Source organism: Streptomyces sp. NPDC050619 (assembly GCF_040654815.1).
Taxonomy (GTDB): domain Bacteria; phylum Actinomycetota; class Actinomycetes; order Streptomycetales; family Streptomycetaceae; genus Streptomyces.
The window spans coordinates 325924-345990 of sequence record NZ_JBFAIR010000003.1; the positions used below are offsets into that span (position 1 = coordinate 325924).

The following is a 20067-nucleotide window of genomic DNA, read 5'->3' on the forward strand; positions in this document are numbered from 1 at the left end:
CCGGGCATGAGCGACGACCACGTCTATCTGACCCTCGCCGAGGGACACGAGGACGACGCCCGCTGGGCGTACGGCACCGGCTTCGAAGACCCGCTGTACGGCGTGGACACCGCCGTGCCCGAGGGCATCGACACCGGCCGGCTCGCCGCGGACTGCGTGGCCCTCGCCGACGACGCGCTCGTCTGCGCCCAACGGCTCGCCGAGTGGACCACCCGGGCCCCCGAGCTGGAGGAGGAGGTGGCGCTGGCGAACATCGGTCTCGACCTCCTCGGCCAGGCCCGGCTGCTGTACGCGCGCGCGGGGCAGGTCGACGGCACCGGGCGCGGGGAGGACGCGTACGCCTACTTCCGGGACGCGGGGGACTTCCGCAACGTACGCCTGGCCGAACTCCCGTGCGGTGACTTCGCGTTCTCGATAGTGCGGCTGCTGGTGCTGTCCACGTGGCGCCTCGCCCACTTCGGGGAGCTCTCGTCGCACCCGGACCCCGTCCTGTCGGCCATCGCCGCGAAGGGCGTCAAGGAACTGACGTACCACCGGCAGTACGCGGCCGAGTGGGCGGTGCGCCTGGGCGACGGCACCGAGGAGTCGCACCGCAGGATGCGTACCGCGCTGGAGCAACTCGCCCCGTACCTGGGCGAGTTGTTCACGGCGTACGACGTACGGGACGAGGTCGTCGCCGTACTGCGGCAGGTCACCGAGGCGGCCGGACTGCCCATGCCGGTGTACCGGCCGCTGCCCGGCGCCGGCCGTGCCGGCGAGCACACCGAACATCTCGCGCCACTGCTCGCCGAGTTGCAGGGCGTGGCCCGCGCTCACCCGGAGGCGACATGGTGACCACCCTGCCCCAGGCGCGGCACGCGCGGCACGCGCGGCACGCGCGGCACATCGCCGAACAGGTGCCGGACCCCGAGCTGCCCATGCTGACCCTCGCCGACCTGGGCGTCCTGCGCGACGTGGAGGTGACCGGGGACGGGACGGTGGTCGCGCGGCTGACGCCGACCTACTCGGGCTGCCCGGCGATGGCCGAGATGCGGGCGGACGTCGCCGCACGGCTGCGCGCGGCGGGGTACGCGCGCGTGGAGATCCGTACGGTCCTCGACCCGCCCTGGACCAGCGACTGGATCACCCCGGCCGGCCGCCGCAAGCTCGCCGAGCACGGCATCGCCCCGCCCACAGCCGCGCCGCGCCGGGCGGCCGGTCCGGTGCCCTTGGTGCTGGCCGCCACCCGCAGCGCGGTTCCGTGCCCGCGCTGCGGATCGGCGGACACGGAGGAGACGTCCCGCTTCGCCGCCACCTCCTGCAAGGCGCTGTGGCGCTGCCGCAGCTGCCGCGAGCCCTTCGAGTACGTCAAGGAGATCTGATGGACGACGTGGTGGACGGCGTGCTGGATCCGGCCGCCTCGGCCTTGGCCCCGGCGGTGCGTCCGCGCGCCCGTCGCCGTCCGGCCTTCCACACCCTGCGCGTCGCCGCCGTACAGCCGCTGTGCGAGGACGCGGCGGCCGTCGGCTTCGAGATCCCCGAGGAACTGGCCGAGGAGTTCGCGTTCGCCCCCGGACAGTCGCTCACCCTGCGACGCGAGGTCGACGGCCGCGACGAGCGCCGCTCGTACTCGATCTGCTCACCGGCGGGCGCGCCGCCGCGCATCGGGGTCCGGGTGGTGCCGGGCGGACTGTTCTCGTCCTGGCTGGCGCACGAGGTGCGGCCCGGCGACACGGTCGAGGTGATGGCCCCCGTCGGCGTCTTCACCCCCGACCTCACCACTCCCGGCCATCACGTGCTGATCGCGGCGGGCTCCGGCATCACACCCATGCTGTCCATAGCCGAGTCCGTCCTCGCCGCCGACTCCCGCTCCACCGTCACCCTCTTCTACGGCAACCGGCGCACGGACACCGTGATGTTCGCCGACGAACTCGCCGACCTGAAGGACCTGTATCCGGCCCGGTTCCAGCTCGCCCACGTCCTGTCCCGCGAACCCCGCGAGGCCGAGGTGCTCTCCGGCCGCCTCGACGCCGACCGGCTCTCCGCGCTCATCGACGCGCTGGTCGACGTGCGGGGCGCGGACCACTGGTGGCTGTGCGGCCCGCACGGCATGGTCCGCGACGCCCGACGGGTCCTGACCGGCCTCGGCGTGCCGGACGAGCGCGTCCATCAGGAGCTGTTCTACGCCGACGACGAGCCCGTACGGGAGGTGCGCCACGAGGAGTCCGGCCCGCGGGGACCCGTCAGCCAGGTCACCGTCACTCTCGATGGCCGCTCCACCACCTCCGCCCTCTCCCGGGAGCGGACCCTCCTCGAAGGCGCCCAGAAGACCCGCCCCGACCTGCCCTTCGCCTGCAAGGGCGGCGTCTGCGGCACCTGCCGCGCCCTGATCACCGACGGCAAGGCCGACATGCGCCGCAACTTCGCCCTCGAACCCGCCGAGGTCGCGGCCGGCTACGTCCTGACCTGCCAGTCGTACCCGGTCTCCGAGGCCGTGACGGTCGACTACGACAGCTAGGGCCGCGGCACTGGAGATCCGCAAGCTAGACGTCGATCTCGTACAGCAGGATGTCGTGGACGAGCGAGCCAAGGCTCTCCGAATCTGTCTTGGCCTTGATCCTCGCACGGTGGACGTCGACGGTCTTGGCACTGGCGCCGAGCCTGCGGGCTATGACCTGGCTGGGCAGTCCGTCGATGACGTGCCGGAGTACCTCGCGTTCCCGTTGGGTCAGCGTTTCGAGACGCCGGAGGACCGCTGTGCGGCGGGCGTGCGCGGCGAACCGCCGACGCGCCTGAAGAAGCTGGTCCTGCACCAGCTCGAGCATCCGCTGGGGCTGGTAGGGCTTCTCCAGGAAGTCGGCGGCCCCGTGCCGCAGCGCTCGCACCGACATCGGGATGTCGCCGTGTGCGGAGCAGAAGACGAGAGGTGCCGGGTAGTCGAGTTCGAGCAGCCGCTCCTGCAACTGGAAGCCGCTCAGCCCGGGCATGCGGATGTCGACGATGACGACCGCCGGCTCATCCGGGTCGAACTCGGCGAGGAACGAGGTCGCGTCTGCGTAGGTGAGCGCCTCGATGCCCACACTCTCGAAGAGAAAGACGAGGGACCTGCGGAGATCCTCGCTGTCGTCGACGATGTGGACGACGGGGTTGTGTCGAGGCGGCCGTTCCAGCGATGTCATGCAGCCTGCCTTCCGGCCAGGAGGTGTCACCGCCGCGCCTCAATCGCCGACTGCGGCCAGGAACGAGAGGACCTCGTCCGCCACTTCGGTCGGCTTCTGCTCCATCAGGGGAATCATGCCGCCGTCGATTTCGCGGACCTTCACGGTGTCGGCATTGGTGTAGACCTTGGACAGCTGCTCGGAGTGCGGGTAGGACACCGGGTCCGCCGTGGCCGCGAGGAGCAGCACGGGTGCGGTGACCAGACCGACACGGTCCTCCATGACGTAGCGCTTGCAGGCCAGGTGACCTTCCCGGGGATCCACCCCCGGAGCGAGGGCATCCCGGATGAAACGGTCGAGGAGATCGGGACGTCCGGCCGGGTAGAGCGGAGCACGCTTCGCCCACAGCGTCGTGAGGTGACTGCCGTCGTCCCGCTTTTCCGCGGTGTCGACATCCGAGCCGGCCGCAGGCTCACGGAAGTGAGCGTCGGCATAGGCACCGGCGGACAGGATCGCGGCGGTCACCCGACCGGGAGCGGCCGCGGCGACTTCGGACGCCACGAACATGCCCGTGTGGTGTCCGAGGACGGCGAACGTGGTCAGGCCCAGTGCGTCGGCGAGAGCGAGCACGCCGGAGGCGTACTGCTCGATGGTCTGCGGCGCGGGGGGCTTCGCGGACAGGCCGAAGCCGTACATGTCCATCGCGATCACGCGACGCTCGGCGGCGAGCAACGGCTGCACCTGTGTGAACTCGTCGAGCGAGCGGGGAGTCTGGTGCAGCAGGATGAGCGGCTCGCCGGCTCCGGCCTCGGTGTAGTGCAGCTGCCCGAGCGGCGTATCGACGTAGCCATAGCGGACGGTGATGCCGGACATGAGCCTCCTTCGAAGCGGAACGGAATGCCGGAATGCCAAGTGGCGTCAGTGTCGGTTCCGGGACCGGTCCAGGCCATGGGCTGGTCCGGTCAGCGAACCGAACCACCGTGCGCTGAACAGGCCCACCTCCAGGCCGGCGTGGTTCGGCGCACCCCCCTGCCGCGGCGGGACCGCTCACCGAACCACGGCCGTCCGTGGAGGCGAGCGGACCCCTAGCCTCGGGAGCGGCCAAGCGGCCGTGTGACCGGCAGTCACCACCGGCAGGCTGTTGCCGCGGAAGGGAAGAACGATGACGCAAGACGCCACCATCGCGGAGTTGACCCAGCGGATCGGGGTGCTGGAAGCCGAGGCGGAGATCCGCCGGGTTCAGGCACGCTACATGTTCCTGTGCGACACACCATGCCCGGAGTTCGGTGTCCGCGACGACACGCACCGCATCGACCTGATCATGGAGCTCTACACCGAGGACGCCGTCTGGGAGGGTGTGGGGGAGTACTACGACGGCCAGTTCGGCCGGGCCGAGGGCCATGCCGCGATCCGCGCCCACTTCGAGACCTTCTGGGGTGAGAAACAGGACCCGGCGCTGCTCCTCAACGCGCACTATCTGACGTCGGAACAGATTCACGTCGAAGGCGACGAGGCCACCGGCCAGTGGATCCACATGCAGCCCTGGCTGTTCTCCGACGGTCAGGCCCTGCTGCGTTCGAGTCGGCTCAACAACGCCTTCCGCAGCATCGGCGGCGCCTGGAAGATCACCCGGACTCGTACCGAGAACGTCTTCGTCGCTCCGCTCCCGGCGAACTTCGCCGCGAGTCATCCGTCGGCCTCAGTGCTGATGCGGCTGTAACCGTGTCCAGCGCCTTCTCGCTGATACGGAGGGGAGAGCGGTGACGCGGCGGGAGTCACCGGTTGTCCACATCGTCGACGACGACGAGGACCTGCGCCAGTCACTGGTCTTCCTCCTGAAGAGCGTCGGGATCGTCGCGCTCACCTATCCGGACGCGGCCAGCTTTCTGGCGGAGTTCGACCCCGGCGAACCGGGTGTGGTCATCGTCGACGTCCGGATGCCGGGGCTCAGTGGCTTCCAGCTCCAGGAGCGGCTGATCCGCCGCGACTATCCGGCCCCGGTCATCTTCTGCTCGGCGCACGGCGACATCTCGCTGTCGGTGCGTGCGATGCGGGCGGGAGCGGTGGACTTCCTGGAGAAGCCCTATGAGGCGCAGCGGATGCTGGAGATCGTGCAGGCCCAGCTCGCCGAGGCCGAACGCGCCTTCGCCGCACAGGCGAATCGCAGGCGCGTGGAGGAGCGGCTGCGGAGCCTGACGCCACGGGAGCGGGATGTGCTGCGGCTGGTGATCGACGGGCTGTCGAGGCAGCTGATCGCGCGTCGGCTGGGCGCGAGCGTCAAGACGATCGACGTGCACCGGGCCGGGATCAAGGCCAAGACCGGGGCCGAGACCCTCGGTGCCCTGGTGCGGGACATCCTGTCGTTTCGGATCAGCGTCTGAATAGGGAGCCGCAGACGGCGGGAGTCAGCCCCTCGCCGGTGCCAGCACGATGTCGAAGCGCGCCTTCGACCAGGTGCCGTCGATCTGCCGCCCGTCAGGCGTGGGCGTCCCGGCCGGATGCTGCACGAAGTCCTTGACCAGGGAGTCCCGCACCCCGAAGACGCTGTCGGAGCCGAGCAGTTCGTCGCCGCGGACGAAGATGTGGGTGACGAGGGTACGGCAGCCGCGGTGGCTGACCCTGAAGTGCAGGTGGGAGGCGCGCATCGGGGAGCGGCCCACTGCCTGGAGCAGCCGGCCGACGGGGCCGTCGTGCGGGATCGGGTACGGCGTCGGGGTGATGGCCCAGAAGGAGTAGCGGCCCCGGCCGTCGGTGCGGAGCCGGCCCCGGGCAGCGGTCCGGTCGTCGTCGTACTGCACGTCATAGCGGCCGTCCGCGTCGGCCTCCCAGACCTCGATGAGCGCTTCCGCGACCGGATTGCCGTCGGTGTCGCTGACGGTGCCCTCCACCCAGCACGGCTCACCGGCCGCACCGTTCGAGATGTCGCCGCCGATCGGCACCGGAGGGGAACCTTCGACGAAGAACGGCCCGAAGACGGTTGCCTCGGTCGCGTCGCCGTAGGCCTCGTTGTTGACCGCGATGGTCTGCATCGAGGCACCGAGGACGTCGGAGAGCAGGATGAACTCCTGCCGCTTGTCGTCGGTGATGTGACCACATCGGGTGAGGAAGCCGATCGCCCTGTTCCACTCCTCCTCGGTCAGCCGCACCTCGCGGATGTAGGCGTGCACGTGGCGGACCAGACCGACCATGAGTTCGGTCAGCCGCGGGTCGGAACAGGTGTCGAAGGAGCGCACGACGCGCTCGATGAGCTGTTCCTCACGGGAGCGCTGCTCGGCGCTGACAGCAACGGGGGTAGTGGTCATCGGGGCAGGTTTCCTTCCCATGCCGCACGAAGCAGTGCGGTGAGGTCGTCTTCGGTGACGAGGGCGGGGTTGCCGGCGGGAACGACGGCCAGTACCGCCTTCACCGCGGGGGCGATGCCGTCCTCGGGCATGCCCAAGGCGCGCAGCGCGACGGGCGCGTCCAGCTCGGCGCGCAGCGCGGCAAGTCCTTCGCCGGCCGAGGGCGCGTCGAAGGCGAGTGCGATCCGCCGCTCGGCGTCCGGCGCGGCCGGGCCGTTGAAGTCCAGCACATGCGGCAGCACGACGGCGTGGGTCGGTGCGTGCGGCAGGTCGAACATCCCGCCCAGTACGTGGCAGATCTTGTGGTGCAGCCCGGAGCCGGCCGAGGCGAACGCCACCGCCGACAGGTACGCGCCGTACAGCGTCTGCTCCCTGCCCTCAAGGCCGGTCGGATCGGCCTTCACCGCGGGCAGGCCCGCGCGGAGCGCCCGGATGCCCTCTCCGGCGAGCACGGCGTTGATCGGGTCTGCCCGCGGGGCCCACATCGAGTCGACACAGTGCGCCAGCGCGTTGAGACCCGACGCCACCGACACCTCCACCGGCAGCGTGAGCGTCAGTGCGGCGTCGTACACCACCGTCCGCGGGAGCACACGGTCGTCAGCGCCGGTGGTCTTGCGATCAGCCTCGGTCATACCCCATACGTTGGTGGCCTCCGAGCCGGCGTACGTCGTGGGCACCGCGATGATCGGCAGCCCCGTGGTCAGCGCCACCGCCTTCGCCAGCCCCGTGGTCGAGCCCCCACCCACCGCCACCAGCGCGTCCACGTCATGCGCCGCCGCCGCCTCCCGCGCCCGGAACGCGACGTCCACCGGCACATGCATCGCGACCTCGTGGTGCCACACCGCCACCGGCAGCCCCGCGGCGACCCGCTCGGACGACTCCTTCGCCGCCTCGGACGCGATCACCATCACCCGGGACGCCCCGAGTTCCCCGACCTCCTCGGCCAGTTGCCCAGCCGCCTCGTGCGAAGCGAACCGAACTCGCTGGGGCAGGCTGTCATGGAGGAACCTCATGTCTCGTCCCAAGCGGCGTCGGCCTGCCAGTAGTCCATGCCACTGGCGCTGACGCCGTGCCACCACCGCGAGGTCCGCCTGAGCCGGGGTTCGACCTCGGCGGTGACCTCGTCCGCGGCGTCGGGGCCGTCCGCGGACACCGCCCAGTGGACCCAGTCGAGCTCGCGGCCGTCGGCGTCGTAGGTGAACAGATCCACGTGGCGCCAGCCATGGCCGAAGGTGTCGTTGTAACAGGTCAGCGTCATCCGGCGGCTCTCGTCAGTCATGCACGTTCCTGCCGGCGACGATCGCACGGTCAGCTTCCACGGGCATCATCTCCTTCTGCTTACGCGTCGGTGCTCAGCGGAAGCGCGAAGCCGAACGTCGAGCCACCGCCGTCACGGTGCTCGCTCCAGATCCCCCCATGCTGGCGCGTGATGATCCGATGGCTCAGCGCCAGGCCGATCCCACTGCCACCGGCTTTCTCGGTGAAGGACTCGGTGAAGGGGTCCTGGCGCAGTCCGCGGCCACGATCGGCGACCGTGAACACACCCTCCCCACCGCGGCTGCCGGTCCTGAGTTCGATCTGCCGGTCCGCTGCGAGCGCTGTCTCGCACTCGGCCATTTCCTCGATCGCGTTGAAACAGAGGTTGAGGACGACCTGCCCGGTGAGAACACGCTCGCAGCGCACCGGGACCGGATGGCCGGCAAGGTCGAGCTTGACCCGGACTCCGGCGGGCTCGGCCCGCAACCGGATGAAGGGGAGGCATTCATTGATGACATCGTTGAGCTCGACAACCTGCTCGACGTGCTCGAGACGCCCGACGAAGGCCCGCAGCGTGTTGACGATCGTCGCGGCTCGCTCGATCTGACGGCTCACGCTCTCCAGGCCGTACTCCAGTGGCCCGCAGTCCTCGCCGGCCAGCCGGCCGTTCGCCGCCAGGACCTCGGTGTGCGCCTGGATCCCGGCGAGGAAGTTGCCGGCCGCGGCGAGCGGCTGGCCCAGCTCGTGGGCGATGGCCATGGCCATGTCCCCCATCACGTTGTAGCGCGCCAGATAGTTCTCGCGATGCTGCTCCAGTTCTCGCAGCGCATCCCCGCGTACCCGGTCGGAGACATCGTGCATGATCATCAGATAGGAGGCATCGGCCTGCTGCTCCGGCAGCCGTTCGACGCTGCCCTCCAGCCACACCGGGTGACTGTCCGGCTGCTTGATCTCGAGCCCGACCGGAACGATGGGGTCCGTTGCGGCCACGACGTCGGCCCAGGGCGCGGGCTCCCCACGGACACGCAGGTCGGCGTACGACGCCAGCGGCCGGCCAAGGAGGCCGGAGTTGCCGGTGAGTCCGAGGTATCCGAGCGCGGTGTCGGTCGCCGAAACGATCACACCGCTCGCGTCGAGCATGAAGGCGACGGTCGAGGTGTGGCGCGTCAGCGTCTCGACGTACGACTCGGCCAGTCGCTGGTCCGCTTCGGAGCGCCGCTCACGCTCGATGTCGCGATATTGCACCATGACCGCGGGTCCCTCGGCGAGCTCCACCCGGACCGCGACCGCGTCCGTCGGAATGAGACGTCCCGACTTGGACCGAAGACGCCACTCCAGCCGGCTGGTTCCCTTGTCGATCGCTTCCTGGAGCCAGGCGCGCGCGACGACCCGGTCGTACTGCTGTGCCGCGCTGCTGATGTGGTTGGCGCGCAGCGGGAGGATCTCGTCAAGACTGAACTCGAGCATCGCGCACGCTGCCGGGTTCGCCCAGAGAATCCGCTTGGTCTTCGCGTCGTGGACGAGCGTGCAGACGTCCGAGGCATTCATCAACGCGACCAGGTCGGAGTCCATCAGCATGCCGTGCAGCGTATGTGGCGCAGGCGCGACGCCGCCATGCCGAGCAGCCTGTCCGGACTGAAGGAATTCCCTAGGTCCGGCGAGGCATTCCCGATTGGCGCGAAACTCCTCGTTCCTTAGCGTCGATGGCACCGATCCGGACGAGGAGTGAACCTGTCATGTCGCAGACCCCAAAGGCGGCGGCCTCCGCGACCTGGGACTCGGTGCTGGCCGAGTTGGCCGAGCGGCGCGAGGAGTTCCACGCCCAGGGCTACGTACCGCGCGACTTCATCGAGAAGTTCAAGCCGCTGGGCGTGTACCGGGCCGCGGCACCGAAGCGGTTCGGTGGCGAGCCGCTTCCGCCCGCGGAGTTCATCGGGATCGTCGAGCGGGTCGCCAAGGTCGACGGCTCGGCGGGCTGGGTGGTGGCCTTCGCCTCCGCCCTGACGTACCTGGGAGCCCTGCCGATCGATACCCAGGCCGAGATCTACCGGGACGGCCCCGACGTGGTGTACGCCGGCGGTCTCTTTCCGATGCAGCCGGCCGCCGAGACCGGGAAGGGGTTCCTGGTGGGCGGCCGGTGGAAGTTCGCCAGCGGCTGCATGGGCGCCGATCTGATCGGCGTCGGTCTCCTCGACGAGGCGTCCGAGGGCAGGCCCCGGGTGGGGCTGCTCCACAAGCCCCAGGTGGAGATCGTCCAGGACTGGGACGTCACGGGCATGCGTGCCTCCGGGTCGTTCGACGTCGTCGTGCGGGATGTCGAAGTGCCCCGTGAGTGGACCTTTGTCCGCGGCGGCCCGTCCACCATCGACGAGCCCCTCTTCCGCTACCCGCTCATCGGTTTCCAGGCCCAGGTCCACGCGGCCGTCGGCCTCGGTGTCGCCCAGGCCGCGCTCGAGTTCGTACAGCGGGCCGGCGCCCGGACCGGGGTCACCTCGGCCCCGCCGATGGCGGACCGGGCCTACTACCGCACCAACTTCGCCAAGGCCTACGCCGCGCTCCACTCGGCCCGTGCCTTCTACTACGACGTCGCCCACGAGGTCTGGCAGACGGTCCTCACCGGAGATGACGTGAGCCCGCGCCAGCTCGCCCGGATCCGGCTGTCGTCGGCCAACATCGCCGACGTCTGCGCGCAGGTCGTCCACGATCTGTGCGGGATCTCCGGCGCGGGGATCATCAACAACAGTCACCCGCTGCAGTTGCTGCGCCAGGACGCTCATGTCCCGCAGCTCCACGCCACCCTGGGCCAGGCGGTCTACGACGGCGCCGGGGCCCTGCTGATGGGCCGGCCGTCCACCATCCCGGGCTTCCCGTAAATCGTCCACCCGGAACTGGAGGTAACCCGGTGACTGCCGAGTTCACCGCAGAGAACGTCCACGACCTCGCGCCGGCCGACCTGGTCCTCAGCGACCGCGTCGCCGGGCGGATGTACACCGATCCGGAGATCTTCGAGCAGGAGATGACGAAGATCTTCGAGGGCACCTGGGTCTGGGTGGCTCATGACAGCGAGCTGCCGAAGGCGGGCAGTTTCAAGTCGACCCACGTCGGTCGGCAGCCCGTCATCGTGACCAAGGACCGCAAGGGGAACATCAACACGCTGCTCAACCGGTGCCGCCATCGCGGCGCCAGTATCTGCGAACGGAGGCAGGGCAATGCCAACGGCTTCACCTGTCCCTACCACGCCTGGTCGTACGGCCTGGACGGCAGGCTGCGCGGCATCCCCTACCCCGACGGCTACGAGGGCGTCATGGAGAAGGAGGGCATGGGGCTGAAGAAGCTCCGCACCGAGTCCTACGGGGGGATGATCTTCGCCACGTTCAACGACGAGGCCGAGCCGCTCTCCGAGTTCCTCGGCGACGTCAGGTTCTGGATCGACCGGTTCATGAAGCAGGGCGGCGGCTACCCGGTCAAGGTGCTGGGCACCCACAGATTCAGGTTCAGCGGCAACTGGAAGATCCAGCTCGAAAACACCACCGACGGCTACCACTTCCCGATCGTGCACCGCTCGTGGATGGCCTCGGTCGACGCCGAGACCGCCGACATGATGTCCTTCATGACCGACCTGGCGGCGATCACCCACGACCTCGGCAACGGCCACAGCGTCATGCAGATGGTGCCCGAGCACTCCGATCTCGACGCCGACGACGGCACCGAGCCGCTGCAGCCCCGCTTCGACGGCCTGGTCGCCGAGCTGCGGGCCACCGGCCTCGACGACGCCGCGATCCGCAGGCTGGTGCGCTCAATTCACGGCACCGGCTTCAATCTCAATCTCTTCCCGAACGTGTCGATGTCGATCGCGTTCTTCCGGGTGCTGCGCCCCATATCGGTCGACGAGACCTGGATCGAGCACGTCGCGCTCGGTGCCGACGGCCCGCCGGAGATCGTCGGACCGGTCAACCGGGAGCGGCTGCGGGCGCATGAGCACTTCCAGGGCCCCTTCGGCTTCGGCACCCCCGACGACGCCGAGGGCTGGGACCGGGTCCAGCGGGGCGCGCAAGCCGCCCCGGAGATGCCGATCATGGTCAACCGGGGCCTGGCCCGCGAGACGAAGAGCCCCGAAGGCTGGCCGACGTCCCATGTCACCGACGAGACCGGCATGCGCACGGCGTACAGCATGTGGAAGCGGATGATGAGCGATGACTGACACACCGACCGGGAACAGCACCCGCGCCCCGTTGCTGGCCGACCCGCGTGTGGCGCGCGCGATCGAGCTGGTCTGGAACGAGGCCGATCTGCTCGACCGCAAGGAGTACGACGCGTGGCAGGACCTCTACACCGAGGACGGCCATTACGTCATCCCGATCGACCCGGAGACCGATGACTTCGCGAACAGCCTCAACATGGTCTACGACGACGCGCGGATGCGGCGGATGCGCGTCACCCGGATGACCGAGGGCCATGCCATCGCAGCGGTGGATGCCGCGCGCACCATCCGGACGGTCTCGCGGTTCGTGCCGACCGAGGTCTTCGACCATGAGGTCACGCTCCGCTCGGCGCAGGTCGTCGTCGCGTACAAGCGCGGCCGGCATGACCTGTGGGCGGCCCAGGTCACTCACAGGATCCGGCTCTCGGAGCACGGCGACCGGATCGCGCTGAAAGCGGTCCGTCTCGTCGACTGCGAGGACACCGTGCCGGCAGCGGGATTCCTGCTGTGAGCGTCGTCGTCCGGATCGCCGAGGTGGCGCGGGAAACCCCGGAGATCCGGACCTTGCGACTGGTTCGCGAGGACGGTGAGCCGTTCACTCCCTACCAGGCGGGCGCGCACATCGACGTGACCGGTCCCACCGGCGTGCTGCGGCAGTACTCCCTGTGCGGTCCTCCGGGCGACCCGTCGTCCCTGCTCATCGCGGTCAAGCGGGAGCCACGGTCGCGGGGCGGCTCTCTCGCCCTGCACAAGGTCGCCACGGGCGACCGCCTCACGATCAGCGAACCGCACAGCCTGATCGCGCCGGCCGAGGGTGCCGACCGGCACGTTCTGGTCGCGGGCGGGATCGGAGTCACCCCGCTGCTGAGCATGGCCTATGAACTGCACGCCCGAGGCGCGGAGTTCGAGTTGCACTACTTCGCGCGCTCACGGGGGGAAGCCGCCTTTGTCGACCTGCTGGAGAATCGTGTCGAGTTCGGTGACCGGGTGTTCCTGCACTTCGGCGTGGAGCGGGGGGACCAGCCTGCGGTCCTCGCCGAGGCCGCCCCCGGCCTGACGCCGGCCGGCCACGTCTACGTCTGCGGCCCGCGCGGCTTCATGGACCAGGTGGTCTCGGTCTTCGCTCCGGTGGTCGGCGCCGACCACGTTCACGTCGAGTACTTCGTCGCCACAAAGAGCGACACGAGAGCGGACCAGCCGTTCATGGTCGAGCTCGACACCGGAGAGGTCTTCGAGATCCCCGCCGACACGTCGATCCTGCGGGTGCTGACCGAGAACGGCATCGAGGTCTCCAAGTCCTGCGAGGAAGGCGTCTGCGGCTCGTGCGTGTCCGGGGTTCTGGAGGGCGTCCCGGACCACCGCGACAACTGTCTCTCCGCTGCTGACAGGGCATCGGGCACGCAGATGGCCCTGTGCGTCTCCAGGGCCCTGTCCGAAAAGCTCGTCATCGAGCTCTACTGAGGCTCTGTTGGGGCTCTATCCGTGTCTGGCCAGGAGTTTTCCTGCCTTTGACGCACTGGACACGGGGAGTGGGGACACTCACAATTCCTTTCATCCACAAAGTCGACGCAAGGGGCTGGGATGTCCGCGAGTACGCGACAAGTTCCTGATGAATCCCACCCTCTATCGGTGCTCGGCAAGGCCCATCTCCTGCTGGGAGCCTTCGCATCCGATGCCCCGTCACTGGGCCTGACCGAGCTCAGTCGCCGTTCGGGCGTCCGCAAGGCCACGGTGCACCGGCTGGCGACGGAGCTGGTGCATCTCGGGTACCTGGCACGGACTGCCGGCGGTTACCAGCTCGGCTGGCGCATCTTCGAGCTGGGGCAACTCGTGCCGGGGCCGGCCGGCCTTCGCACCGTCGCGCGACCGGCGCTGATCGACCTGCGCACCGCTACGAAGTCGGTTATCCACCTTGCGGTGCCGCATGGAGTCGACTGCGTCTACCTCGAACGGCTTGCGGGCCGTCGGGAGGCGCGGGTCCTGACAGCCGTAGGCACGACAGTGCCGAGCTGGCTCACCGCCTCGGGAAGGATCTTCCTGGCGCACCGCGAGGACCGCGACGATATTCTCGCGGCGCTCGACGAGGCCGCCCTGACGCCGCTGGCACCGCACGGTATCGGGGACGTCTCGCAATTCATCGCGCACTTGGAGACGATTCGCGAGCGCCGCTGGGCCGACGAACGGGAGCAGTGCGTCCAGGGCTTCAAGACTTTCGCGGTCCCGATCATGTACGGCGCGAGCGACCGCGTCATCTCCGCGGTCTCGGCGACGATGCCGGTCGAGCGCTGCGACGATCAGCGGATCGTCCATGCCCTGTGGGCTGCCGCGGCCGACATCAGCCGCAGCCTTCAGGGGCCCGTCGCAGCCCTGCGTGACGACTCGCCCTACTGGACCAAGCTCGTCGGTTGACCGCGGCAAGCTAAGGATTTCTCCTAGGCGGCCGGGCAAATCTCCGATTGTCGGCCGATCGTGGCACTCGTAGCGTGAGAGCACCGCCGAACTGTACGCCGACATACCGGACGTTCCTTCGCCGCCGACCAACGCCTGTGCCTCGCGGTCGAAATCCCCGCGTTCGGTGGCCGACCTGTGTGACCACACCACAAAGGAGCAATCCGTGACCGTCATAGAAACCGATCAGCCCCCCTCCCAGGCTGAATTCCGGGAGGGAATGGCGCACTTGGCCGCAGCCGTCAACATCATGACGACCGACGGTCCCAGCGGCCGCTGCGGCATCACGGTCAGCGCGGTCTGCTCGGTGACCGACGATCCACCGACGGTGCTGGTCTGCCTCAACCGCGAGAGCGCCATGCACGATGTGTTCAAGGCCAACAGCCGCGTCTGCGTCAACGTTCTGGGTGGCGGCCAGCAGGAGCTTGCGATGCACTTCGCCGGGGCGACGAAGGTCCCCATGGCCGAACGGTTCACCTGGGACATCTGGGATCTCGACCAGAAAGTGCCGGTCCTGAGGGACGCGCTGGTGACCGTGATCGGGGTGGTGAAGGACTGCAAGCGACTGGGGTCGCACAGCGTGCTGTTCGTGGAGATCGAACGGATGCGCACCCGTAGAGGTGGCCAGAGCCTGGTCTACTTCAATCGCGGCTTCCACCGCCTGGGCGCCGTCTCGCCCGCGGCCCGCTGATGGAAGCGATCACTCAAGCGATCGAGGTCGCGCTGCGGCGCGTCGAGGAGACCGAGGCGACGATACTGGCCTGGACGCTGGTGGACGCACCGGGGGCGCGGGCGGCGGCCGAACGGGCCCCGGACGGGCCGCTGCGGGGCCTGCCGTTCGGCGTCAAGGACATCATCGACGTCGCCGGTCTGCCCACCGAGTGCGGGTCGCCGCTGCGGCGCGGGCGGATCGCCACCGACGACGCCTGGCTGGTGGACGTCCTGCGCCGGGCCGGAGCCGTACCGCTCGGCAAGACGGTCACCACCGAGTTCGCCTACTTCCAGCCCGGTCCGACCCGCAATCCCCACGACGTGACCCGGACTCCGGGAGGATCCTCCAGCGGCTCGGCGGCCGCGGTCGCGGCGGGTGTGGTGCCGCTGGCGCTCGGCTCGCAGACGGCCGGCTCGCTGACCCGGCCCGCGTCGTACTGCGGCGTCGCCGGATATGTCGCCCCCGTCGGAACCTGGTCCACCCGGGGGATCACCGGGCTCAGCCCGAGTCTGGACGCGCCGGGGCTGATGACCCCCACGGTCGCTGACCTCGCGGCGGCGATCGCGGCCGTCGACGGCACGACGATCGACGCCACCGACCGGCCACGGGTGCTGCTCTGGCGCGGCACCGAACTCGCCGACATCGCCCCCTCCATGCGCGACGCCCTGGACCACACGCGCCTCGCGTTGCTCGGAACCGGAGCGGAGATCGGCGACTTGGACATCCGCACGCCCGAACTGGCCGAGGCGCACGCCGTTGTCATGGCCTACGAGGCCGCCCGCTCGCCGGCCGTCGAGTCCGAGCAGCCCTCCGCGTTGAGCAAGCCCCTGCGAGAGCTGCTGGAACAAGGGCGGCGGACGCCCCACGCCGCCTACCGGACGGCCCTGGAGACCGCCATCACGGCCCGCACCCGGGTTCTGGACATGCTCACGGATGTCGACGCCATCCTCGGGGCGGCCGCCCCCGGCCCCGCGCCCCGCGGTCTTGACGCCACCGGTTCGCCCGTTCTCAGCCGCCCCTGGCAGTTGCTCGGGTTGCCCGCCGTGACCGTTCCCGGCCATCGTGACGCGGCAGGTATGCCGCTCGGTCTGCAACTCCTCGGCCACCCCGACCGCGTGGGCCGACTGCTCCACGTCGCCCGCTGCGTCGAGGCACTCGCCGCACTCCGCCGCGGTACATGACGGCAGATTCTGTGACGGTCCGGTCACCGGACCCGGCCCTGCGGCCCACCGGACCGCGACCCTACGGTTCGACGAACTCCCGCACCGCGCCGCAGCCACCAGCCCCGGGCCCAGCCCCAGCCCCATCGAGGTCCTCATGAAGACACCGCTCATCGCCTGGCGTGCCGTCGTGGCCGCCATCGCACTCACCATGACCATGTCCGCCTGTAGTTCCGCCTCGACCGACTCCGCCGGCACCGGGGCGGACGCGGCCGGGCCCGAGATACGGATCGGGGTCGGCATCGACGCCTCGTACGCCCCCCTCTTCCTGGCCGACGAGAAAGGCCTGTTCGAGAAGGCGGGCGTCAACGTCAAGATCGTGCAGTTCGGCAGCGGTGGTGAGGCCGCCGACGCGTTCGCCGGCGGCCAGGTCCAGTTCGCCGGCCTCTCGGACGTGACGACGATCGGCCGGCTCCCGCAGAACCCGGATATGCGCGCCCTGCTGCTCTACCAGGTGGACGACAAGTACCTGAAGGTCGTCGAGAGAAAGGGCGTGAGCGATGCCAAGCAGATCAAGAAGATGGGCATCGTGCCCGGCGTCTCGCAGCTCGCCGCGATTCGGTTTCTTCAGTCCAAGAACATCGACCCGAAGTCGGTGAAGTTCGTGACCGCGGCTCCGCCGGAGATCCCGGCCCTGCTGCAGAAGGGCGACATCGACGCGTTCGTCCTGTGGGAGCCGTGGCCCACCAAGGCCGTCGAGCTCGGCGGGAAGATCGCCGAGACCACCGGTGACTTCGGCGTGCTGCCCGTTCACTGGCTCGTCACGGGTGCCAAGTGGCTGAAGGGCAACCAGGACACCGCCGCCAAGGTCGCCAAAGCCGTCGACGAGGCCGCGACGATGACCGAGCAGGACCCGCAGGCGGCGGCGCAGGCCACGCAGAAGGCCACGAAGATCCCTGCCGCGCAGACCCTGACCGCGATCAAGGAAATCCAGTTCGGGGCCCGCGGCTTCACGGCGGCGGACCTCAAGGGCTACGAGTCCACCGCACAGTTCTACGTGGCCACCGGCATGGCGAAGTCGGCGGCGGACGTGGACACCGCCGTTCTCCAGAACTGGTTCACCGAGCATGTCGGCAAGTGAGGTTCCCATGACCATCGAGATGGAACGGCAGGCCGCACGCGGCGCTCCCACGAGCATCGACGGTGTGGGCATCCGCTTCGGCTCCTACCAGGCCGTCGACGGCATATCCCTCGACATCGCCGCGGGCGAGTTCCTGTGCCTGCTCGGCCCGAGCGGCTGTGGCAAGTCGACGCTGCTGTCGGCGCTGGCCGGCTTCACCCCTGCCACGTCCGGCACCATCACCGTCAACGGGGCGCCGGTCGACGGGCCGTCGCCCGACCGGGGCATGGTCTTTCAGAACAGCGACGCGCTCTTCGACTGGCTGACGGTGCGGCAGAACGTCGCGTTCGGCCCCCGCGTGCGCGGTCTGTCGCGCAAGGAACAGGCATCGCTGGCCGACGAATACATCGGCCTGGTCGGCCTGCGCAAGTTCGCCGACCGGCTTCCCGCCCAGCTCTCCGGCGGCATGCGGCAGCGCGTGCAGATCGCGCGGGTCCTGGCGAACAAGCCGCCGATCGTGCTGATGGACGAGCCGTTCGGCGCGCTCGACGCGCAGACCCGGCACGTCATGCAGGCCGAGATGGACCGCATCTGGCGGGAGTCCGGCTGCACCGTGGTGTTCGTCACCCACGACATCGGCGAGGCCGTCATCCTCGCCGACCGGATCGCGGTCATGACCGCGGGACCGGCGGCCTCGATCAAGAGCGTCTACCGCGTGGATCTGCCCAGGCCGCGCGACGAGACCTCGCCGGAGGCGATCGCGCTGCACCAGAAGCTGCGACGCGACATCGGGCAGGAGGTCCGTACCGCCATGCGCCAGCAGGGATTCGACCAGGACCCGGAGAGCGGGGAAGAGAAGGAATGACGAGTACGACAACCCCGCCCGATGCCGCCCGGGCGACAGAGCGCCGGAGGGAACGGCGCTCGCGCACGGCGTCCGGCCTGCCCCGGACGGTGGGCCTGTACCTGGTCTCCGTCGCGATCGGCGTGGTGGTCTGGCAGCTCCTCGCGATGCGCTACGGCGCGGCACTGGTCGCCTCGCCGAAGGCGACATTGATCGCCGCCAAGGACCTCACCGCGGACGGCACCCTGCCGAACTCCGTCATCGCGTCGGGGCGCCGCATCCTGATCGGATGGGGGCTCGGGGTGGTCGTCGGTGTGCCGGTTGGCCTGCTCATGGGGCTCCTGCCGGTGGCCCGGCAACTCCTGGACCCCTACATCGAGTTCTTCCGCTTCATCCCGCCGGTCGCGTTCGTGACGCTGGCCGTCGTGTGGCTCGGCATCGGGGAGGCGTCGAAGGTCGTGCTGATCTTCTACACGTCCGTCTTCATCGTCACGCTGAACACCATCGCCGGCGTGCTCTCGGTCGGGGAGTCGAAGCTGCGCGCCGCCGGCAGCCTGGGCGCGAGCCGGTGGCAGGTGATGCGCCTGGTCGTGCTGCCGGCCACGGTGCCGCACATCGTCACCGGCGCCCGCCTGGCCATGGGTAACAGCTTCCTGACCATCGTCTCTGCCGAGATCGTGGCGGCCCAGGTCGGCCTCGGGGCGCTGATCTGGACCTCACGCAACTACGGCCGCATCGACTGGGTGTTCGTCGGCATCATCACGCTCGGCGTCCTCGGGTTCGTGTTCGACCGGGTGCTGCGGATCGTGGCCTCGCGGGGGCTGCGGCGGTACGGGGTCAAGCTGTGACCACGGGGACCTCCCGCGCTCTGGTCCTGGAGCGCTTCGGGTCGCCGCCGCGGACGCTGAGACGGCCCCTGCCGACCCGGGCGGCGGACGAGACACTGCTCCGTGTGCTCGCCGCCCAGGTGGGTCACCTGGACCTGAACGTCCTGGACGGCCACTTCGGCATCCTGCCCTCGCTCCCGTTCGTCCCGGGTACGGAGGCCTGCGGCACGGTCGTGGCATCGGACGTCCACCCGGAGGGGACGCTCGTCCGGGTGCGCGGGGCGGGACTGGGGCTCAGCCGTGACGGCGGCTGGGCCGAGCACGCCGTCGCTGCGGACCGGGCCGTCGTCCCGGTGCCGCCGGGCACGGATCCCGCGTTGGCCTGCTGCTTCTTCTCGGCGGCGGGGTCGGCGTGGGCGGCCGTGCACGATGTGGCCGCGCTCTGCGAGGGGGAGCGCGTCCTGGTGACGGGCGCGGCCGGAGCCGTCGGTTGCCTGGCGGTCCAGCTGGCCCTGCGGGCGGGCGCCGAGGTGATCGGCGTCGTCGGGCGGCAGGCCAAGCGCGCACATGTCCCCGCGGGGGCCAAGGCGGTGCTGGCCGGCGACCTGTCGGCGGATGCGGTGGGCGAGCCCGTCGACGCGCTCATCGACACTGTCGGCGGATCAGTGCTGCCCGCCGCGCTGAAACTCGTCCGGCCGGGCGGAAGGGCCGCCCTGATCGGCTACTCGGCGGGGCGGGAGCTCACGGTGGACCTGGCCGACTTCCTGCTCGCCGACGTCCCGCTGCTGCCGGTCAGCATGATGTCGCGTGCCGTGGACCTCACCCCGGTCGGCGACCGTCTCCTGGCCGAGATCGCGTCGGGGGAGCTGAACCTGCCCATCGAGCGATACACCCTCGATCGTCTGGAGACGGCCGTCGAACGGCTGCGAACAGGAGCGGCGATCGGCAAGGTCGCGATGACGATGGAGTGATCTCCGCGCCGCGACGGGCTCTCCACAAGCCCCGGGTGGATGCTGTGAA

At 69.7% G+C, this 20067-nt stretch carries 22 protein-coding genes; 16 read left to right on the top strand and 6 right to left on the bottom strand.

The window, feature by feature from the left end:
* Positions 1–6: 6 nt before the first annotated feature.
* Genes paaC through paaE form a run of 3 tightly spaced genes read left to right on the top strand, consistent with a single transcriptional unit; the run spans position 7 to position 2497 of the window.
* Positions 7–834 carry a 1,2-phenylacetyl-CoA epoxidase subunit PaaC gene (gene paaC, locus AB0I77_RS07445; protein ID WP_363281427.1) on the top strand — a complete coding sequence of 276 codons (828 nt, stop codon included), beginning with the start codon at positions 7–9 and terminating at the stop codon, positions 832–834.
* Positions 828–1361: a 1,2-phenylacetyl-CoA epoxidase subunit PaaD gene (gene paaD, locus AB0I77_RS07450; RefSeq protein WP_363281428.1), complete on the top strand. Its 534-nt coding sequence runs from the start codon at positions 828–830 to the stop codon at positions 1359–1361. Before paaC ends, paaD begins: the two co-directional genes overlap by 7 nt.
* On the top strand, positions 1361–2497 hold the full coding sequence (paaE, locus tag AB0I77_RS07455; protein WP_363281429.1) for a 1,2-phenylacetyl-CoA epoxidase subunit PaaE: 1137 nt from the start codon (positions 1361–1363) through the stop codon (positions 2495–2497). The genes paaD and paaE overlap by 1 nt, the downstream gene beginning before the upstream one ends.
* Positions 2498–2522: 25 nt before the next feature.
* On the opposite strand, the gene AB0I77_RS07460 is transcribed toward paaE, so the two are convergent.
* A complete protein-coding gene (locus AB0I77_RS07460; RefSeq protein ID WP_363281430.1) occupies positions 2523–3158 on the bottom strand; it encodes a response regulator in 636 nt (211 codons plus the stop codon).
* Positions 3159–3197: 39 nt separating this feature from the next.
* Complete coding sequence (locus tag AB0I77_RS07465; protein WP_363281431.1) at positions 3198–4010, bottom strand: alpha/beta hydrolase; 813 nt, start codon at positions 4008–4010, stop codon at positions 3198–3200.
* Positions 4011–4299: 289 nt separating this feature from the next.
* Between AB0I77_RS07465 and AB0I77_RS07470 the strand changes: the two genes are divergently transcribed.
* Complete coding sequence (locus AB0I77_RS07470; protein WP_363281432.1) at positions 4300–4857, top strand: nuclear transport factor 2 family protein; 558 nt, start codon at positions 4300–4302, stop codon at positions 4855–4857.
* Between the two features lie 40 nt (positions 4858–4897).
* Entirely contained in the window at positions 4898–5518 is a 621-nt protein-coding gene (locus tag AB0I77_RS07475; protein ID WP_363281433.1) for a response regulator, read from the top strand.
* Between the two features lie 24 nt (positions 5519–5542).
* On the opposite strand, the gene AB0I77_RS07480 is transcribed toward AB0I77_RS07475, so the two are convergent.
* The 4 genes from AB0I77_RS07480 to AB0I77_RS07495 are packed head-to-tail and all read right to left on the bottom strand — an operon-like array spanning position 5543 to position 9313.
* Complete coding sequence (locus AB0I77_RS07480; protein WP_363281434.1) at positions 5543–6439, bottom strand: intradiol ring-cleavage dioxygenase; 897 nt, start codon at positions 6437–6439, stop codon at positions 5543–5545.
* The gene (locus AB0I77_RS07485) at positions 6436–7491 is read right to left on the bottom strand and encodes a maleylacetate reductase (RefSeq protein ID WP_363281435.1); all 1056 of its coding nucleotides are present in this window, start codon (positions 7489–7491) and stop codon (positions 6436–6438) included. The genes AB0I77_RS07480 and AB0I77_RS07485 overlap by 4 nt, the downstream gene beginning before the upstream one ends.
* Positions 7488–7757, bottom strand: coding sequence for a hypothetical protein (locus AB0I77_RS07490; RefSeq protein ID WP_363281437.1), 270 nt, complete (start codon positions 7755–7757; stop codon positions 7488–7490). Before AB0I77_RS07490 ends, AB0I77_RS07485 begins: the two co-directional genes overlap by 4 nt.
* Before the next feature lie 59 nt (positions 7758–7816).
* Positions 7817–9313, bottom strand: coding sequence for an ATP-binding protein (locus tag AB0I77_RS07495; RefSeq protein WP_363281438.1), 1497 nt, complete (start codon positions 9311–9313; stop codon positions 7817–7819).
* Between the two features lie 158 nt (positions 9314–9471).
* Between AB0I77_RS07495 and AB0I77_RS07500 the strand changes: the two genes are divergently transcribed.
* The 11 genes from AB0I77_RS07500 to AB0I77_RS07550 all read left to right on the top strand — a co-directional run bounded on the left by AB0I77_RS07500 (position 9472) and on the right by AB0I77_RS07550 (position 20018).
* On the top strand, positions 9472–10608 hold the full coding sequence (locus AB0I77_RS07500) for an acyl-CoA dehydrogenase family protein (protein WP_363281439.1): 1137 nt from the start codon (positions 9472–9474) through the stop codon (positions 10606–10608).
* 29 nt (positions 10609–10637) lie between these two features.
* Positions 10638–11936: an aromatic ring-hydroxylating dioxygenase subunit alpha gene (locus AB0I77_RS07505; RefSeq protein ID WP_363281440.1), complete on the top strand. Its 1299-nt coding sequence runs from the start codon at positions 10638–10640 to the stop codon at positions 11934–11936.
* The gene (locus tag AB0I77_RS07510; RefSeq protein WP_363281441.1) at positions 11929–12447 is read left to right on the top strand and encodes an aromatic-ring-hydroxylating dioxygenase subunit beta; all 519 of its coding nucleotides are present in this window, start codon (positions 11929–11931) and stop codon (positions 12445–12447) included. Before AB0I77_RS07505 ends, AB0I77_RS07510 begins: the two co-directional genes overlap by 8 nt.
* Positions 12444–13397 (top strand): PDR/VanB family oxidoreductase, encoded by a 954-nt coding sequence (locus AB0I77_RS07515; RefSeq protein WP_363281442.1) that lies wholly within the window; start codon positions 12444–12446, stop codon positions 13395–13397. Before AB0I77_RS07510 ends, AB0I77_RS07515 begins: the two co-directional genes overlap by 4 nt.
* A 168-nt stretch (positions 13398–13565) precedes the next feature.
* Complete coding sequence (locus AB0I77_RS07520; protein WP_363281443.1) at positions 13566–14345, top strand: IclR family transcriptional regulator; 780 nt, start codon at positions 13566–13568, stop codon at positions 14343–14345.
* A 205-nt stretch (positions 14346–14550) separates the two neighbouring features.
* Positions 14551–15075 carry a flavin reductase gene (locus tag AB0I77_RS07525; protein ID WP_363281444.1) on the top strand — a complete coding sequence of 175 codons (525 nt, stop codon included), beginning with the start codon at positions 14551–14553 and terminating at the stop codon, positions 15073–15075.
* Complete coding sequence (locus AB0I77_RS07530; RefSeq protein ID WP_363281445.1) at positions 15075–16277, top strand: amidase; 1203 nt, start codon at positions 15075–15077, stop codon at positions 16275–16277. Before AB0I77_RS07525 ends, AB0I77_RS07530 begins: the two co-directional genes overlap by 1 nt.
* Before the next feature lie 136 nt (positions 16278–16413).
* Positions 16414–17397 (top strand): ABC transporter substrate-binding protein, encoded by a 984-nt coding sequence (locus tag AB0I77_RS07535; protein ID WP_363281446.1) that lies wholly within the window; start codon positions 16414–16416, stop codon positions 17395–17397.
* A gap of 7 nt (positions 17398–17404) precedes the next feature.
* Positions 17405–18241 carry an ABC transporter ATP-binding protein gene (locus AB0I77_RS07540; RefSeq protein ID WP_363281447.1) on the top strand — a complete coding sequence of 279 codons (837 nt, stop codon included), beginning with the start codon at positions 17405–17407 and terminating at the stop codon, positions 18239–18241.
* Positions 18238–19068 carry an ABC transporter permease gene (locus AB0I77_RS07545; RefSeq protein WP_363281448.1) on the top strand — a complete coding sequence of 277 codons (831 nt, stop codon included), beginning with the start codon at positions 18238–18240 and terminating at the stop codon, positions 19066–19068. The genes AB0I77_RS07540 and AB0I77_RS07545 overlap by 4 nt, the downstream gene beginning before the upstream one ends.
* Positions 19065–20018, top strand: coding sequence for a zinc-binding dehydrogenase (locus AB0I77_RS07550; protein ID WP_363281449.1), 954 nt, complete (start codon positions 19065–19067; stop codon positions 20016–20018). Before AB0I77_RS07545 ends, AB0I77_RS07550 begins: the two co-directional genes overlap by 4 nt.
* Positions 20019–20067 lie beyond the last annotated feature (49 nt).